Annotated in this window: 19 protein-coding genes; 18 read left to right on the forward strand and 1 reads right to left on the reverse strand. The window is 56.1% G+C overall.

The window, feature by feature from the left end:
- Positions 1-32: 32 nt before the first annotated feature.
- From bioF to GZH91_RS01410, 10 genes are all read left to right on the forward strand, one after another.
- Complete coding sequence (gene bioF / locus GZH91_RS01365) at positions 33-1,217, forward strand: 8-amino-7-oxononanoate synthase (RefSeq protein WP_223264526.1); 1,185 nt, start codon at positions 33-35, stop codon at positions 1,215-1,217.
- The gene (bioH, locus tag GZH91_RS01370) at positions 1,210-1,977 is read left to right on the forward strand and encodes a pimeloyl-ACP methyl ester esterase BioH (RefSeq protein WP_161984132.1); all 768 of its coding nucleotides are present in this window, start codon (positions 1,210-1,212) and stop codon (positions 1,975-1,977) included. The genes bioF and bioH overlap by 8 nt, the downstream gene beginning before the upstream one ends.
- Entirely contained in the window at positions 1,970-2,869 is a 900-nt protein-coding gene (gene bioC, locus GZH91_RS01375; RefSeq protein WP_147072191.1) for a malonyl-ACP O-methyltransferase BioC, read from the forward strand. Before bioH ends, bioC begins: the two co-directional genes overlap by 8 nt.
- Positions 2,866-3,546, forward strand: coding sequence for a dethiobiotin synthase (gene bioD, locus GZH91_RS01380; protein WP_147072189.1), 681 nt, complete (start codon positions 2,866-2,868; stop codon positions 3,544-3,546). Before bioC ends, bioD begins: the two co-directional genes overlap by 4 nt.
- A 164-nt stretch (positions 3,547-3,710) precedes the next feature.
- Entirely contained in the window at positions 3,711-4,193 is a 483-nt protein-coding gene (locus tag GZH91_RS01385; protein ID WP_161984133.1) for a DUF2244 domain-containing protein, read from the forward strand.
- A 32-nt stretch (positions 4,194-4,225) separates the two neighbouring features.
- Positions 4,226-5,347: a cytochrome c oxidase subunit II gene (gene coxB, locus GZH91_RS01390; RefSeq protein WP_147072184.1), complete on the forward strand. Its 1,122-nt coding sequence runs from the start codon at positions 4,226-4,228 to the stop codon at positions 5,345-5,347.
- A gap of 28 nt (positions 5,348-5,375) precedes the next feature.
- Positions 5,376-6,950: a cytochrome c oxidase subunit I gene (gene ctaD / locus GZH91_RS01395; RefSeq protein WP_147072182.1), complete on the forward strand. Its 1,575-nt coding sequence runs from the start codon at positions 5,376-5,378 to the stop codon at positions 6,948-6,950.
- Positions 6,951-7,094: 144 nt separating this feature from the next.
- The gene (locus tag GZH91_RS01400; protein ID WP_147072180.1) at positions 7,095-7,655 is read left to right on the forward strand and encodes a cytochrome c oxidase assembly protein; all 561 of its coding nucleotides are present in this window, start codon (positions 7,095-7,097) and stop codon (positions 7,653-7,655) included.
- Positions 7,648-7,854: a DUF2970 domain-containing protein gene (locus GZH91_RS01405; protein ID WP_147072178.1), complete on the forward strand. Its 207-nt coding sequence runs from the start codon at positions 7,648-7,650 to the stop codon at positions 7,852-7,854. The genes GZH91_RS01400 and GZH91_RS01405 overlap by 8 nt, the downstream gene beginning before the upstream one ends.
- Positions 7,855-7,911: 57 nt before the next feature.
- Positions 7,912-8,763: a cytochrome c oxidase subunit 3 gene (locus GZH91_RS01410; RefSeq protein WP_147072176.1), complete on the forward strand. Its 852-nt coding sequence runs from the start codon at positions 7,912-7,914 to the stop codon at positions 8,761-8,763.
- A 66-nt stretch (positions 8,764-8,829) separates the two neighbouring features.
- Here the strand turns inward: GZH91_RS01410 and GZH91_RS01415 are convergent, their stop codons facing one another.
- A complete protein-coding gene (locus GZH91_RS01415) occupies positions 8,830-9,027 on the reverse strand; it encodes a twin transmembrane helix small protein (protein ID WP_147072175.1) in 198 nt (65 codons plus the stop codon).
- A 107-nt stretch (positions 9,028-9,134) separates the two neighbouring features.
- Here GZH91_RS01415 and GZH91_RS01420 point away from each other — a divergent pair, with 107 nt between their 5' ends.
- From GZH91_RS01420 to ccoP, 8 genes are all read left to right on the forward strand, one after another.
- Positions 9,135-9,812, forward strand: coding sequence for an SURF1 family protein (locus GZH91_RS01420; RefSeq protein WP_161984134.1), 678 nt, complete (start codon positions 9,135-9,137; stop codon positions 9,810-9,812).
- Positions 9,799-10,374, forward strand: coding sequence for an SCO family protein (locus tag GZH91_RS01425; protein WP_147072171.1), 576 nt, complete (start codon positions 9,799-9,801; stop codon positions 10,372-10,374). Before GZH91_RS01420 ends, GZH91_RS01425 begins: the two co-directional genes overlap by 14 nt.
- A gap of 53 nt (positions 10,375-10,427) precedes the next feature.
- On the forward strand, positions 10,428-11,342 hold the full coding sequence (cyoE, locus tag GZH91_RS01430; protein ID WP_147072169.1) for a heme o synthase: 915 nt from the start codon (positions 10,428-10,430) through the stop codon (positions 11,340-11,342).
- Positions 11,343-11,458: 116 nt separating this feature from the next.
- Positions 11,459-12,046, forward strand: a complete 588-nt coding sequence (locus GZH91_RS01435; protein WP_147072167.1) for an SCO family protein — start codon at positions 11,459-11,461, stop codon at positions 12,044-12,046.
- A gap of 104 nt (positions 12,047-12,150) precedes the next feature.
- Positions 12,151-13,620: a cytochrome-c oxidase, cbb3-type subunit I gene (gene ccoN / locus GZH91_RS01440; RefSeq protein WP_147072165.1), complete on the forward strand. Its 1,470-nt coding sequence runs from the start codon at positions 12,151-12,153 to the stop codon at positions 13,618-13,620.
- Positions 13,621-13,637: 17 nt separating this feature from the next.
- The gene (gene ccoO / locus GZH91_RS01445) at positions 13,638-14,381 is read left to right on the forward strand and encodes a cytochrome-c oxidase, cbb3-type subunit II (RefSeq protein ID WP_147072163.1); all 744 of its coding nucleotides are present in this window, start codon (positions 13,638-13,640) and stop codon (positions 14,379-14,381) included.
- A gap of 14 nt (positions 14,382-14,395) precedes the next feature.
- The gene (locus GZH91_RS01450) at positions 14,396-14,584 is read left to right on the forward strand and encodes a cbb3-type cytochrome oxidase subunit 3 (protein ID WP_147072161.1); all 189 of its coding nucleotides are present in this window, start codon (positions 14,396-14,398) and stop codon (positions 14,582-14,584) included.
- Entirely contained in the window at positions 14,581-15,501 is a 921-nt protein-coding gene (gene ccoP / locus GZH91_RS01455) for a cytochrome-c oxidase, cbb3-type subunit III (protein ID WP_147072159.1), read from the forward strand. The genes GZH91_RS01450 and ccoP overlap by 4 nt, the downstream gene beginning before the upstream one ends.
- The last annotated feature ends 90 nt before the right edge of the window (positions 15,502-15,591 follow it).

Here is a 15,591-nt window from a genome sequence, read left to right on the forward strand (position 1 = left end):
GTCCTGTTAATTCTGTCTATTTTGCGACTCAATTGATCAAGCCGTCTCCCACATTCAAGGCACTGGAACATATCCGCCATGAGTTGGCGCAGCTCAAAGCCCGAGGCCTGCAGCGCAGCCGTCGGCTGCTGGAAAGCCCCCAGGGTGCTCATGTACGCGTGGATGGGCGCGCGGTGCTGTCGTTTTGCAGCAATGATTACCTCGGTCTTGCCAGCCACCACGCACTGATTTCCGCTGCCGGCGCAGCCGCGCAAACCATGGGTGTGGGCGCGGGCGCGTCGCACCTCATCACCGGTCACCACGCCGTCCATCATGCGTTGGAAACGCGCTTTGCCGAATTCGTCGGCTTGCCTGCTGCGCTGCTGTTCTCTACCGGCTACATGGCCAATATCGGCGTGGTGACGGCACTGGTCGGGCGCGGCGGCGAGGTGTTTGCTGACCGGCTCAACCACGCCTCACTCAACGATGCCGCGCTGTTGTCGCGCGCAAAATTCACGCGCTACCCGCACAACGATCTGGCTGCGCTGGAAACCCGGCTGACAGCCAGCCGCGCATCGCAAAAGCTGGTGCTGGCGGATGCGGTGTTCAGCATGGACGGCGACCTGGCGCCGCTGCCCGATTTGCTGGCGCTGTGCGAGCGTTACGACGCCTGGCTGCTGGTGGACGATGCCCACGGTTTTGGCGTGCTGGGTCCGGGCGGACGCGGTGCGCTGGCGCACTTTGGGCTGGCTTCGCCGCGCATCGTGTACATGGCCACCCTGGGCAAGGCCGCCGGGGTGTTCGGGGCGGTGGTGGCAGGCGAGGCGGAGGTGATTGAATGGCTGCTGCAAAAGGCACGCACCTATATCTATACGACCGCGACGCCGCCGCTGCTGTCAGCGACTTTGCTCGCCAGCCTGGATCTGATAGAAGCGGGTAACGGGCGGCGCACGCATTTGCAAAAACTGATCGTGCAACTGCGAGCGGGTTTGTGCATTCCAAACTGGCAACTAATGGATTCTCCCACGCCTATCCAGCCCGTGCTGATCGGCAGCAACGATGCGGCATTGGCGGCAAGCCAGCGCTTGCTTGAACGCGGCATCCTGGTACCGGCGATTCGCCCGCCCACGGTACCCGCCAGCAGTGCACGTCTGCGTATTTCGCTTAGTGCAGCACATACCGAAACCGATGTGGCGCAGCTGGTGGATGCGCTCAACAGCATTCATGCAGATGGCTGAGTTGCATATCGAAATACGTGGCCAGGGTATGCCGCTGGTGCTGTTGCATGGCTGGGGCATGCACGGCGGCGTCTGGGCAGGTGTGGCTGACGAGCTGGCACGGCATGATCAATTGCATATTGTGGATTTGCCTGGCTACGGCGGTAGTGCAACTCTCGCTCCTTACGCGCTGGAAACGCTGGCGGCGCGTTTGATCGATGCATTGCCGCACTATTTCAATGTATGCGGCTGGTCGCTGGGCGGACAGGTTGCGCTGACCCTGGCGAAGTTATATCCCGCACGTGTGAACAGACTGGTAACTGTCGGCACCAATCCATGTTTTGCGACCCGCGCCGACTGGCCGCAGGGTATCCAGCGTGAGGTGTTGCAAATCTTCGCAGACAGCCTGGTGAACGACTACGAAGGCACGCTGAAGCGTTTCCTTGCACTGCAAGCCAGAGGTGACGAGTCGGCGCGGGCAGTGCTGGCACGATTGCGCGATTTGCTGTTTGCGCGTGGCAGGCCGGATCAAGCAGTACTCGAGGCCGGACTGGCTATATTGCTCAATGCCGATCTGCGCGCCAGCGTGACCGGCATCCCCCATCCCGCGCTGGTGATTCATGGCAGTCACGATGCCCTGGCCCCGCTGGCTGCAGGCGAATGGCTGGCGCAACACTTGCCGGATGGACATTTGTGCCGCGTTTCCGGCGCCTCCCACGCGCCCTTCCTCTCGCATAGTGCCGGGTTTGTTTTGGCGCTGACGGATTTTTTGCATGACTGACGCAATTTACGATCTCGACAAGAAACGCGTACGTGCCGCCTTCGACCGCGCTGCCGCCAGCTATGACACCCATGCCGTCTTGCAGCGCGAAATTTGCGACCGCATGCTGGAGCGGCTCGATTACGTGAAGCACACGCCCAGCACCCTACTGGACGCCGGTGCGGGCACCGGTTACGGCGCGGCCAGGTTGCGTAGCCGTTACCCGGAAGCGCATCTGGTGGCGCTGGACCTGGCTGAATCCATGTTGCAAATCGCCCGACCCAAACCCAGCCTGTGGCAGCGCATCAGCCGTGCCGCGCGGTTTAGCGCGGTGTGCGCGGACATTGACCAGCTGCCGCTGAAAACTTCCAGCGTGGACATGGTGTGGTCCAGTCTCGCGCTGCAATGGTGCAACGACCTCAATGTGAGCTTCGCGGAAATGTACCGCGTGCTGGCGCCAAACGGTTTGCTGATGTTTTCCACTTTCGGCCCGGACACGCTCAGGGAATTGCGTCAGGCGTTCCACACGGTGGATGGCTACAGCCACGTCAACCGTTTCGTGGATATGCACGACATTGGCGATGTGCTGGTACAGGCCGGGTTCAGTACACCCGTGATGGACATGGAATACATCACGCTGACCTACGCCGATCTCAAAACGCTGATGCAGGAACTTAAGGCGATCGGCGCACACAACGTCACGGCTGGGCGCAATCCCGGACTGATGGGACGCACGCGCTGGCAGGCACTGGAAAGTGCGTATGAAAAATTTCGCCTGGAAGGCCGCCTGCCCGCCACTTATGAAGTGGTTTATGGCCACGCCTGGGTGAACCAGAAAACCCGCACCGCAGACGGGCACCAAATCATCCGGATGAACCTCCAGCGTCGCCGCACGGAAAAGGGCCTGTTATGACGGCCCGGGGCTACTTCGTCACCGGCACCGATACCGGCGTGGGCAAGACGCTGGTATCGGCTGCCCTGCTCCATGCTTTTGCTGCACGCAGCCTGCGCACGGTGGGGATGAAGCCGGTGGCGGCGGGGTGCGAGTGGCGCGATGGCGTCGCGTATTGGGATGACGTAGAGCAACTGCGCGCCGCAGCCAATGTGGACGCGGCGCAAGCGCTCGTGAACCCGTACCGTTTCGAACCCGCCATTGCGCCGCATATCGCGGCTGCCCAGATTGCGGTGACAATCCGGCTGGATGTCATTGCGCGGGCTTGTGATGCGCTGCAGGCGCAGGCTGATGTCGTGATAGTAGAAGGCGCAGGCGGTTTTCGCGTGCCGCTGAATGAGCATCAGGACATGGCCGACCTCGCTCGCAGGCTTTCCTTGCCGGTGATTCTGGTGGTGGGGATGCGCCTGGGTTGCATCAACCATGCGTTGCTTAGCGCCGAAGCCATCCATCATGCCGGGTTGCCGCTGGCCGGTTGGGTGGCCAACCGGATTGATCCCGCCATGGCGCAATTTGACGCCAGCCTGGCGACGCTGCTGCAGCGCCTCAATGCGCCTTTGCTGGGAGTGGTGCCGTGGCTGGCCAGGATGGATTTTTCTGCACTTTCCACCCATCTTCTGCTGGAAAAGCTGCTCTAACAGAAAATTAGAATAGTGTTATTTAATTAATAAATACATAAATATTTCAAACGCTTGCATTACATATTTTGCTTGTTTTCGCTGCTATGCCGTGCTACTTTATCCAGCGACGGCAAAGGGTCGCAGGGCATCCGACTAACGACAACAAGCGGGATTTGCAGGTAATGTACGGCGGCATACAAATCACACAGACTGGCGCAGTGGATTGTTGTATCACTGCGCGCCCCAATTGTTCGCTGTCGCGGTCGGGCAAGATCCTTGTTTTAGCTTCTTTTTTTCTGATTCTGTCGGTCACGGCCGGGGTATTTGCCATGATGGGCGCCTGGCCGATTCTGCCTTTTGCCGGACTGGAAATGCTGGCTGTATTGCTGGCGTTTTATCAAGTTTCCTGTCATGAGCGCGATTACGAGCGCATTACCATTGAAGGCAACACGCTGGTGCTGGAACGCCGCGATAATGTGCGCGTCATGCGTTCAGAATATAACCGCTGCTGGGCGCAGGTCGTGCTGCAGTGCCGGTCGGTTGGCCAGCAGTGCCGGGTGGCGCTACGTTCGCACGGCGCCGAGCAGGAATTGGGGCGTCATCTTAACGATGAGCAACGTACCGAACTGGCGCACCAGCTGGAACGGCGGCTGGGGTGTCAATAAATAAGCAGAATCATGAGGATGGGGGAGAAGGCATGAAAATAAAACGGATATTGGGCGCAGCCACAGGCATGGTGCTGGGTTTGGCGACGGATTTGGCGCATGCGGCCTATGAGCTGAATCTGCAAACGCCGGAAACGCCCATCGCCGGACAGATTTATCATCTGCACACGCTGATCATGTATGTGGTTCTGGCGATATTTGTGGTGGTGTTCGGCGCCATGTTTTATTCGATCTATGCGCACCGCAAGTCCAGGGGTCATCAGGCTGCACATTTCCATGAAAACACCACGGTTGAGGTTATCTGGACCATTATTCCATTTTTTATTTTGATAGGCATGGCGTTTCCGGCGACCAAAACCGTATTGGCGATGAAGGATACCTCCAGTCCGGACATGACGGTTAAAGTGACCGGCTTTCAGTGGAAATGGGAATACGATTATTTGCAGGAAGGGATTCATTTTTTCAGCAATCTGTCTACGCCGCGAGACCAGATTGACAATAAGGTCGCCAAGGATGCGCACTATCTGCTTGAGGTGGATCACCCCTTGGTGGTGCCGACGGGCAAAAAAATTCGCATGCTGGTTACCGCCGATGATGTCATCCACTCCTGGTCGGTACCGGCCTTCGGTGTAAAGCAGGACGCGATACCCGGATTTATCCGCGATACCTGGTTCAAGGTTGAGAAACCGGGCATTTATCGCGGTCAGTGTTCCGAACTATGCGGCAAGGATCACGGCTTCATGCCTGTCGTGGTCGAGGCTAAAACACCGGAAGACTACGCTAAATGGCTGGCTGACGAGAAAGCAAAAATGGCAGCAGTGGTGGAGGACCCCAACAAGGTCTATACCCTGGATGAAATGAAGAGCAAGGGTGAAAAGGTGTTCACCAGCCATTGCGCAGCCTGCCATCAGGCCTCTGGCATGGGTATACCGGGCGCATTCCCGGCCCTCAACGGCTCCAAGATTGCCACTGGCGACAAGGCGGCACACATTGATCGGGTGATGAACGGAAAGCCGGGTACGGCGATGGCTGCGTTTGCAGCGCAACTGTCCGATACCGAGATTGCAGCGGTGATCACGTATGAGCGCAACGCCTGGAGCAACCACACCGGCGATGTGATCCAGCCGTCTGAAATCAAAGCACTGCGTAAATAATCAAGCGAGCAAGAAGAGGAGACCCGATATGGATGCGACACACGCTCACGACCATGGTCATGACCATCACCCCAGTGGTTTGATGCGCTGGGTAAAAACCACCAACCACAAGGATATCGGCACGCTCTATCTGTGGTTTGCGCTGATCATGTTCTTCTTTGCCGGCAGCCTGGCGATGATGATCCGCGCCGAACTGTTTGAGCCGGGCATGCAGTTTGTGCACCCCGAGTTCTTCAACCAGCTCACCACCATGCACGGTCTCATCATGATTTTCGGTGTGATCATGCCGGCCTTTACCGGATTCGCGAACTGGCAGGTGCCGCTGATGATCGGGGCGCCGGACATGGCGTTCCCGCGCATGAACAACTGGAGTTTCTGGCTGCTGCCGGTGGCTGCGATCTTTCTGATTGGCGAGTTCTTCCTGCCGGGTGGCGCTGTCGCAGGTGGCTGGACCATGTATCCGCCGCTGTTCATTCAGGGAGGGGTGTCTTATGACCTGACCATTTTCGCCGTACATATCATGGGCGCCTCGTCCATTATGGGTTCGATCAACATCATCACTACCATCCTTAACATGCGTGCGCCCGGCATGACGATGATGAAGATGCCGATGTTTGTGTGGACCTGGCTGATAACCGCCTATCTGCTGATCGCGACCATGCCGGTGCTGGCAGGTGCAGTGACCATGCTGCTCACCGACCGCCATTTCGGCACGCATTTCTTTAATGCGGCCGGGGGCGGTGATCCGGTCATGTTCCAGCATATTTTCTGGTTCTTCGGGCACCCTGAGGTGTACATCCTGATTTTGCCGGCGTTTGGCATCATCTCCCAGATCATTCCGACTTTCGCGCGCAAACCGCTGTTTGGTTATGCATCAATGGTGTATGCCACAGGTTCCATCGCCATCCTGTCGTTCATCGTATGGGGCCACCACATGTTCACCGTGGGCATGCCTGCTGCAGGGCAGCTGTTCTTCATGTATTCCACCATGCTGATTGCGGTGCCCACCGGGGTGAAAGTGTTCAACTGGGTAGCCACCATGTGGAAAGGCTCAATGACTTTCGAGACGCCGATGCTGTTTGCGGTGGCCTTCGTCTGTCTGTTCACCATGGGTGGATTCTCGGGGCTGGTACTGGCAATTACGCCAGTGGATATCCAGTTGCAGGATACCTATTACGTGGTTGCACACTTTCACTATGTGCTGGTGTCCGGTGCGCTGTTCTCGATTTTTGCGGGCGCGTATTACTGGCTGCCCAAATGGACCGGGCACATGTATGACGAAAAACTGGGCAAGCTGCATTTCTGGCTCTCGGTCATTTCCATGAACATCCTGTTCTTCCCCATGCACTTCCTCGGGCTGGCTGGCATGCCGCGGCGGGTTCCGGACTATGCGCTGCAATTCACCCAGTTCAATCAGATTGCATCTATCGGCGGATTTATCTTTGGCGCCAGCCAGCTGATTTTCCTGATCGTGGTGCTGAAGGCGGTGCGTGGCGGAGCCAAGGCTACCGACAAGGTATGGGAAGGTGCAGAAGGGCTGGAGTGGACAGTGCCGTCCCCCGCGCCCTATCACACGTTTGAAACGGCGCCGATGGTGAAGTGAGCGCTTGCAGGGCAGGGACTTCGCCCTGCTCGAACTGGAATGGGTGAACATGTTGAGCAATGAAGCTAAAAAATATTTCACGGCGATCTCGCTTGCATTGATAGCGGTCGGTTTGTTTCTTTACACCATTATTTACCACTGGCAATGAACCCGACGCATGCTAACCGGGTGATGCTGAAAAAACTGGGCATTGTTGCCATTGCAATGTTCGGATTCGGTTTTGCGCTGATACCGTTTTACAACAAGATTTGCGAAGTCAGTGGCCTCAACAAAGGCGGTGAGCAGGAACTCGCCAAGAATACCCAGGTAGACACCAGCCGAAAAATTCGGCTGGAACTGGATGCCAACCTCAACGAAAACATGCCATGGAAATTTTCCTCCATGCAGCCCATCGTCGAAGTGCACCCGGGGCAATTGATGCAGGTGGACTACAAGGCGGTAAATAACAGCGATGTGCCGGTTACCGGTCAGGCAATTCCGAGTTACGCACCCGCGCTTGCGGTGCAGTATTTCAAGAAAATCGAGTGTTTTTGTTTCACCAAACAAGTGCTCAAACCGCATGAAACCAGAATCATGCCGGTGCTATTTGTGATTGATCCGGCGCTACCGAAGGACGTAAAGACCATTACCCTGTCGTATACGTTTTTTAACCTCAACCCGGGTGCTCAGACCGCCGCGGCAACCGACAAGGACGTACATGGCTGAGCATGACCAGCATAAAACACTCACCGGCTGGCGTGCTGCCAAGACGGTATTCTGGAGTTTTCTGGGCATCCGGCGCAAGTCGGATTACCAGTCAGATGTGACCCATCTGAAGCCTGTGCAGGTGATTGTGGCCGGATTGATTGGCGTCGCGCTGCTGGTAGGCGCAATTTTGTTTCTGGTCTATCTGGTGACCAGGTAAAGCAAATTATAGGCGTGTGAAAAAATAAAACAGTAACAGTAAAGGAGGAACGCAGTCATGGAAACCCATCAGGATAGGTATTACCTCGCACCGCCATCGCATTGGCCGATTCTGGGGTCGATTGCACTGATGCTGCTGGCATTCGGATTCGTCATGGTGCTCAACAGCATGGGCAATGGCAAACCCGTCATGCTTGCCGGAGCGGGGGTGCTGCTGGTCATGCTGTTCGGCTGGTTTGGCACGGTTATACGCGAGAGCGAAGGCGGCAAATACAACGAGCAGGTGGATTTGTCATTTCGCTGGAGCATGAGCTGGTTCATTTTCTCCGAAGTGATGTTTTTTGCGGCTTTTTTTGGCGCCCTGTTCTATACGCGCACGATCTCGGTTCCCGGTCTGGGCTCGGGCGAAACCATGCTGCAGCTGTGGCCGCACTATACCGCCACCTGGCCGACAGCCGGCCCCGGCCTGGCAGCAAAGTTCACTCCGATGGAAGCCTGGGGCATACCAGCAATCAATACCCTGCTGTTGCTGACTTCCGGCCTGACCGTCACCTGGGCGCACTGGGGATTAAAGAAGAATAATCGTACCCAGCTGGTGCTTGGCCTGATCATGACGGTGGCGTTAGGTATGAGCTTCCTGGGCCTGCAGGCATATGAATACCATGAGGCCTATACCCGGCTGGGGTTGACGCTAGGGGCAGGAGTGTACGGCGCTACCTTTTTCATGCTGACCGGTTTCCACGGTTTTCATGTCACCATTGGCACGATCATGCTGATTGTGATTCTGTTCCGTTCGATGGCTGGGCATTTCAAGCCAAGCCATCATTTTGCGTTCGAGGCGGTGTCCTGGTACTGGCACTTTGTGGACGTGGTCTGGCTGCTACTGTTTGTGGTGGTGTACTGGTTATAAGGGCAAGATGGGGATTAAAGGGGAACTGCGCCGCACGCGCAAGTGTGCGGCGCTTTTATTCAGGGGTCACAAACTGCGTTGCGGCAACCAGCCAAAATGGAAGCCAAGCATCAGCAGGGCGAACAGGCTGATGGACAATACGATGCGTACAGTGAGTGCCTTGACTGTACGTTCGGACTGGCCTTTGTCTTTGATGAGATAGTAGAGTGCACTGAACAGGCTGGCGAGAATCAGGAAAATAAAAATCAACACAACTGTGCGCATGACGGGTCTCCACAATACAATAATCCAGTCTATCCCAGCCTACTGATACATACCAGCGAGACACGAGCAAGATGAGATTTGGAGCGTATCAATTCAAGCCGACGCTGGTGCCCACATTGGCCATGGTAGTAATGATTGCCCTGACATTGTTTTTAGCCAACTGGCAGCTTGACCGGGCAGATCAGAAGCGTGCGTTGCAGGCGCGTTATGACCTGATGCAGAAAGACCCGGCGGTGACGCTGCCAGGCAAGCAGGCCGATAGCACAGGCCTGCTGTACCAGAAGGTGGCTTTGCGCGGCCGTTTTGATTTTGTCCACGAAATTTATATCGACAACAAGCTGTACCGGGGGCGAGCCGGTTACTATGTAATCACGCCGTTTCGTGACGACAACAGCGGTAGCTATGTGCTGGTCAACCGGGGCTGGCTGGCCGCAGGCAGCAATCGCGCCATTCCTCCTATGGCAGCCCAGGTGCCGGGTCAGATACGCATCGAAGGTATCGTTACCAGCCCGAACAGTCGCTACCTGGAGCTGTCGGCTGCAACGGTGCAGGGGCGGGTATGGGAAAACCTGCATTTCAAACGCTACGCAACTACGCTTCCCTATGCCGTGCAGGCCGTTCTGATCCAGCAGATCAATGACACGCAGGATGGCCTGGTGCGAGTATGGGATCGCCCCGATGCGGGTGCTGCGATGCATATGGGCTATGCCGTACAATGGTTTGCCATCGCAACTGCAATTCTGATTATCTATCTGGTGCTCAATGTCAAACGTGTCCCAATCTGAGAACAAGCGTTTCCGCATCAAGCTGCTACTGCTGTTCGCACTCTTTGCGTTGCCGGTTGCGGCTTCATATGTTGCGTATTACATCTGGACCCCAGGCGGAAAAACATCCAACTATGGCGAATTGCTCCCGGTACAGATGCTCGCTGGCGTTACCGGCATCCAGGCGGGCGGTGCGGCATTTAGCCTGGATCAGTTCAAAGGCAAATGGGTGATGGTGGAATTTGATAGTGGCAAGTGTGATGCGTATTGTCGCGAGAAGCTGTATACCATGCGTCAAGTGCGCACAGCCCAGGGGGCCGAGCGGGACAGGGTACAGCGGCTTTGGCTGGTCACTGACAATGTCGTGCCGGTCCCTGAGTTGATGGCTGGCTACGCCGGTACCACCGTGGTGACAGCGGATAAAGCGGCGAGTGCAGAATTCCCTGCGAATGGACGCATAGAGGATTATATTTATCTGGTCGACCCGTTGGGTAACCTGATGATGCGTTTTCCGAAAAATCCGAACCCGAGTGCAATGATCAAGGACATCAAGCATTTGCTCAAGACATCACAAATTGGCTAATCAAATAGAAAAACACACGGTGTGAACCAGCGCCGAATGGACGGAGGTGAAGGATGACAAGCAGCCTGATTTTGCAAGTAAGCGCCTGTCGCTGTCAGCAGTTTTTGCGGCTGTGCAAACTGCGTGTTGTATCGTTGATTGTATTTACTGCGGTGATTGGCATGTTCCTCGCCGTGCCCGGCTGGCCACCCCTGGTGCCGATGCTGGCTGCCACACTTGGCATTGCACTGGTGGCGGCGGCAGCCGCCGCATTCAATTGCCTGGTCGAGCAGAAGATTGACGCAGTGATGGCGCGCACGCGCGCGCGCCCCCTGCCCACGGGCGAGGTCAGCAGTATGCAAACACTGGTGTTCTCTGGCCTGGTGGGCGGCGGAGGGATGTATTTGCTGCACGCATATGTCAATCCGCTGACGGCGTGGTTAACCTTGGCGACGTTCGTTGGCTATGCCGTGGTATATACCATATTTCTCAAACCGGCCACCCCGCAGAATATTGTGATTGGCGGTGCGTCGGGCGCCATGCCACCGGTGCTGGGGTGGGCTGCGGTAACCGGTGAGGTGAGCAGCGATGCGCTGTTGTTGTTCCTGATTATTTTTGTGTGGACGCCGCCGCATTTCTGGGCCCTGGCCCTGTACCGACGCAAAGAATATGCCAAGGCCGGATTGCCCATGCTGCCGGTAACCCATGGCGAGGCATACACGCGTCTGCAAGTGTTGCTCTACACCATCGCGCTCTCGGCTGTCACGCTGCTGCCATTTGTGACCGGCATGAGCGGACTGATTTACCTGGGCGGCGCGCTCATACTGGATGCGGTGTTCCTCTATTATGCGGTTTCCATTTATCGGCATTACAGCGATGCACTGGCACAAAAAACGTTCCGCTATTCCATTCTGTACCTGAGCTTGTTGTTCGCACTGTTGTTGATTGATCATTACTGGATGATCAACTTGATTCAGCCTGCGGGCTAGTCTTGCGGTATTCGTATTCCATCATTCGGACAGCGCGAATACAATCCTGGTCTGCCCGTGACATGAGCGCGGCAAGCTTTCCCCTGTGGGGTAATGTTCGATGAGGCAACATGGTCATGCTGCGCCTTGCCCGTTTTCTATTTTTGTTTCTGGTGCTGGTTCTGACCGGATGTGGCGAGAAACAGCCGGTGCATTATCTGGCTACCGATATCACTGGCGTCGGCTACGCGCGCGATTTTCGTCTGACTGACCAAACCGGCAAGGTACGTACCCTGGCCGATTTTCGCGGCAAGGTGGTAGCAATCTTTTTTGGCTATACGCACTGCCCGGATGTGTGCCCTGCCACACTGTCGGATTTTGCCATGGCGATGAAACTGCTGGGTAAGGACGCTGCCAGGGTTCAGGTGATTTTTGTAACCCTGGATCCTGAGCGTGATACCCGGGCCGTGCTGGCCCATTATGTGCCAGCCTTCAATCCCGGCTTTTTGGGAATGTATGCCGACCCCGCTGGTACCGCCGCCCTGGCCAAGGCGTTCAAGGTATTCTATCAAAAACAGCCAGCGGATGGGCATGGCCGCTACGCGGTGGACCATAGCGCCGGAACCTATATCTACGATACGCAAGGCCGCCTGAGACTCTACATGGCCTATGGTCAGGGGCCGCCGGCCATCGCGCACGACATCTCGTTACTGCTCAAGGATTGAAGCACATCTTGCGTGCGGCAACCCGTCGCTGGTAAAATTAGGAAATCTGTAATATTCCAATTTACTTACACTGTTTTTTAGACTAGGCGGCGCAGGAGAGACCCATGGCGGTTACGGCATTGAGCAGTACCGAGCAATACAATTTCGATATTGTGAAGAAGTTCTCCATCATGACCATGGTGTGGGGTGTGATTGCCATGGCGGCGGGCGTATATATCGCGTCTGAGCTGGCGTGGCCACTCCTGAACTTCGACATTCCGTACATCACATTCGGACGTTTGCGCCCGGTGCATACTACCAGCGCGATTTTCGGTTTTGGTGGCAGCGCATTGTTTGCGACGTCCTACTACATCGTGCAGCGTACCTGTCAGGCGCGTCTGTCCAGTGATGGCATGGCAAGCTTCACCTTCTGGGGCTGGCAGGCGATTATCGTGCTGGCGGATATCAGCTATATGCTTGGCCACACCCAGTCGCGCGAATATGCGGAAATGGAGTGGCCGATCGACATCCTGATCGAGATTGTATGGGTTACCTATCTCGCCCTGTTTGTCAGCACCATCATGCGCCGCAAGCAGCCGCATATCTATGTGGCCAACTGGTTCTTCCTGGCCTTCATTCTTGCCACTGCGCTGCTGCATACCTTCAACAATCTGGCGGTGCCGGTCAGCCTGTTCTCGATGAAGTCCTACAGCCTGTTTTCGGGTGTCCAGGATGCGATGACGGAATGGTGGTATGGTCACAACTCGGTTGGCTTCTTCCTGACGGCGGCGTTTCTGGGCATGATGTATTACTTCGTGCCCAAGCAGGCCGGTCGCCCGATTTACTCTTACCGCCTGTCCATCGTCCATTTCTGGGCGCTGTCATTCCTGTATATGTGGGTCGGCGCCCACCACCTGCACTGGACCGCCCTGCCGGACTGGACTTCCACCCTGGCGGCGACCTTCTCCATCATGCTGTTGCTGCCGTCCTGGGGCGGCATGATCAACGGCATCATGACCTTGTCCGGCGCATGGGACAAATTGCGCACGGATCCGGTCATGCGCTTCCTGATTGTGGCGTTATCGTTCTATGGCATGGCCACTTTTGAAGGCCCGCTGCTGGCGCTGAAAGACGTGAATGCGCTGTCGCATTACACCGACTGGACGGTTGGTCACGTGCACTCCGGCACGCTGGGCTGGGTAGCGATGATCACCTTTGGATCCATGTATCACATGATACCCAAGCTGTGGGACACCAAAATCTGGAGCCAGAAGCTGGTGGGTGTGCATTTCTGGTTTGCCAGCATCGGCGTGCTGCTGTACATCACTGCGATGTGGATTTCCGGCATTCTCCAGGGCCTGATGTGGCGCGCATTCGATCAGTACGGCAATCTGCAGTATTCGTTCGTCGAGTCTGTTGCAGCCATGCACCCGTTTTATGCGATGCGGGCAATTGGTGGCATGTTCTTCCTGACGGGCATGGTGATGATGTTCGTTAACGTGGGCATGACCATTCGCCAGGCCAAGCGCGAGGCATCTGAGCTGGAAGCCAAAATGTCCGCCAAAATGGCCAAATCCGGCTTGGCCGGCGCTTAAAGTACAAGGAAACAGACATGTTCAATTTCAAGCACGAATGGATTGAAACCAATATTGGTCTCTTGCTGGTGCTGACCATGCTGGCGATCAGTATTGGTGGCCTGGTCGAAATCGCACCGCTGTTCTTTATCAAGGACACAGTGGAGAAGGTGGCCGGTGTACGTCCCTACACCCCGCTGGAATTGCGTGGGCGCGATATTTATCAGCGTGAAGGCTGCTACCTGTGTCACTCGCAGATGATTCGTCCGTTCCGCGACGAAGCGCTGCGTTATGGCCACTACTCGCTGGCGGCAGAGTCGCAGTACGATCATCCATTCCAGTGGGGTTCCAAGCGTACCGGGCCGGATCTGGCGCGTGTCGGCAAAAAATACTCTAACGAATGGCACGTTGCGCACCTTATCAGTCCCCGCTCCATGGTGCCGGAATCGGTGATGCCGAACTTCCCCTGGCTGGAAAGGAACGAACTGAATATTTCCGATATTTCCGAGCGCATGGAAGCCTTGCGCAAGGTTGGAGTCCCGTATTCGCTAACCAAGTCGGAATACCAGGCCAACGTCAAGCAGTTCGGGGCGGCAACGGCCGAAATGTTGAGCATCCCCGATGCGCGCAAAAACCTAATCGCCCAGGCAGAGTCGGGAAACTATGACGGCGACCGCAGCAAGATTACGGAAATGGATGCGCTGGTTGCATATTTGCAGGTGCTGGGCACCATGGTGGACTTCAGCAAGTATGACGACGACGCGTTTGTAAAATACCGCTAACAATAGGCCGCCCCATGGAATGGTTGAATTGGTTTGCTTCGTTCGAGAATACCAAGCCGCTGGCGTTGGTGATTCTGTTCGTCACCTTCGTGCTGATTGTGCTCTATGTATACGGCAGCAAGAAGCGCGGAGAACGGCTGGAAACCTACAAATACATGCCGTTCATGGACGATGAATCTGAAAGCAAGGAAGACAGGAAATGAGCCAGGAAAAATTACAGTCCCACACGGTACAGACCACCGGTCACGCATGGGACGGTGACCTGCAGGAATACAATAATCCGATCCCGAACTGGTGGCTGTATGCATTTTATATCTCCGTGCTGGCCGCGATCGCGTACTGGTTTACTTATCCGGCATGGCCAGTAGGCAAGGGTTTCACCACGGGTTTTGACCATATTACCTACGTTAACGACAAGGGTGTGACCAAGACAACGCACTGGAATACGCGTGCCCTGTTCATGAAAGAAACCAACGAGGCGGTCGCTGCGCAGAAACCTTATTTCGACAAGGTTGCGGCCACGCCGTTCGAGCAGATCGCCAAGGACCCCGAGCTCAACAGCTTTGTGGTGTCCGCAGGCAAGCAGCTGTTCTCTGACAACTGCGCAGCATGCCATCAGCAGGGTGGTGGCGGAAAGATGGGTTTTGCTCCGAATCTGACCGACGACGACTGGCTCTACGGCGGCCATTACGCCAATATTCAGCAAACCATCACCAATGGCCGACATGGCTACATGCCGCCTTTCGCCGAGGTGTTGACCGATGCGCAAATCACGCAGCTGGCTGATTATGTGTTGAGCCTGTCGCATGTTGCGGTCAATCCGGACAGTGCCAGGGCGGGTGACGCATTGTTTCATTCCGAGACGGCTGCCTGCTATTACTGCCACGGTGCTGATGCCAAAGGGCGCCAGGTGCTGGGCTCCGCCAACCTGACCGACAGCATCTGGCTGTGGGCAAACGTACCCGGCGCCGGCACCATTCCACTGAAGGAAGCCGCGGTGAAAAACGTGATTCGCCAAGGTCTGAACAAGGGTGTCATGCCATCCTGGAAAGATCGCCTGTCGCCTGAACAAATCAAGTTATTGGCAGTCTACGTTCATGAATTGGGTGGTGGTAAATAAGTAATCATTGACCCCTGATCCGGTTCAGGCCGGACTCGCGGCCTTAATAAAACCCCTGCCATGTTGTGCGGGGGTTTTTTTCATGGAGAG

This window comes from Sulfuriferula plumbiphila, from assembly GCF_009938015.1.
In the GTDB taxonomy this organism is placed as follows: domain Bacteria; phylum Pseudomonadota; class Gammaproteobacteria; order Burkholderiales; family Sulfuriferulaceae; genus Sulfuriferula; species Sulfuriferula plumbiphila.

What these genes read in the sequence shown, in the direction of transcription:
- bioH (WP_161984132.1), top strand. Translation starts at nt 1,210, where the DNA reads ATGGCTGAGTTGCATATCGAAATACGTGGCCAGGGTATGCCGCTGGTG.
- bioC (WP_147072191.1), top strand. Translation starts at nt 1,970, where the DNA reads ATGACTGACGCAATTTACGATCTCGACAAGAAACGCGTACGTGCCGCC.
- bioD (WP_147072189.1), top strand. Translation starts at nt 2,866, where the DNA reads ATGACGGCCCGGGGCTACTTCGTCACCGGCACCGATACCGGCGTGGGC.
- GZH91_RS01385 (WP_161984133.1), top strand. Translation starts at nt 3,711, where the DNA reads ATGTACGGCGGCATACAAATCACACAGACTGGCGCAGTGGATTGTTGT.
- coxB (WP_147072184.1), top strand. Translation starts at nt 4,226, where the DNA reads ATGAAAATAAAACGGATATTGGGCGCAGCCACAGGCATGGTGCTGGGT.
- ctaD (WP_147072182.1), top strand. Translation starts at nt 5,376, where the DNA reads ATGGATGCGACACACGCTCACGACCATGGTCATGACCATCACCCCAGT.
- GZH91_RS01400 (WP_147072180.1), top strand. Translation starts at nt 7,095, where the DNA reads ATGAACCCGACGCATGCTAACCGGGTGATGCTGAAAAAACTGGGCATT.
- GZH91_RS01405 (WP_147072178.1), top strand. Translation starts at nt 7,648, where the DNA reads ATGGCTGAGCATGACCAGCATAAAACACTCACCGGCTGGCGTGCTGCC.
- GZH91_RS01410 (WP_147072176.1), top strand. Translation starts at nt 7,912, where the DNA reads ATGGAAACCCATCAGGATAGGTATTACCTCGCACCGCCATCGCATTGG.
- GZH91_RS01415 (WP_147072175.1), bottom strand. Translation starts at nt 9,027, where the DNA reads ATGCGCACAGTTGTGTTGATTTTTATTTTCCTGATTCTCGCCAGCCTG.
- cyoE (WP_147072169.1), top strand. Translation starts at nt 10,428, where the DNA reads ATGACAAGCAGCCTGATTTTGCAAGTAAGCGCCTGTCGCTGTCAGCAG.
- GZH91_RS01435 (WP_147072167.1), top strand. Translation starts at nt 11,459, where the DNA reads ATGCTGCGCCTTGCCCGTTTTCTATTTTTGTTTCTGGTGCTGGTTCTG.
- ccoN (WP_147072165.1), top strand. Translation starts at nt 12,151, where the DNA reads ATGGCGGTTACGGCATTGAGCAGTACCGAGCAATACAATTTCGATATT.
- ccoO (WP_147072163.1), top strand. Translation starts at nt 13,638, where the DNA reads ATGTTCAATTTCAAGCACGAATGGATTGAAACCAATATTGGTCTCTTG.
- GZH91_RS01450 (WP_147072161.1), top strand. Translation starts at nt 14,396, where the DNA reads ATGGAATGGTTGAATTGGTTTGCTTCGTTCGAGAATACCAAGCCGCTG.
- ccoP (WP_147072159.1), top strand. Translation starts at nt 14,581, where the DNA reads ATGAGCCAGGAAAAATTACAGTCCCACACGGTACAGACCACCGGTCAC.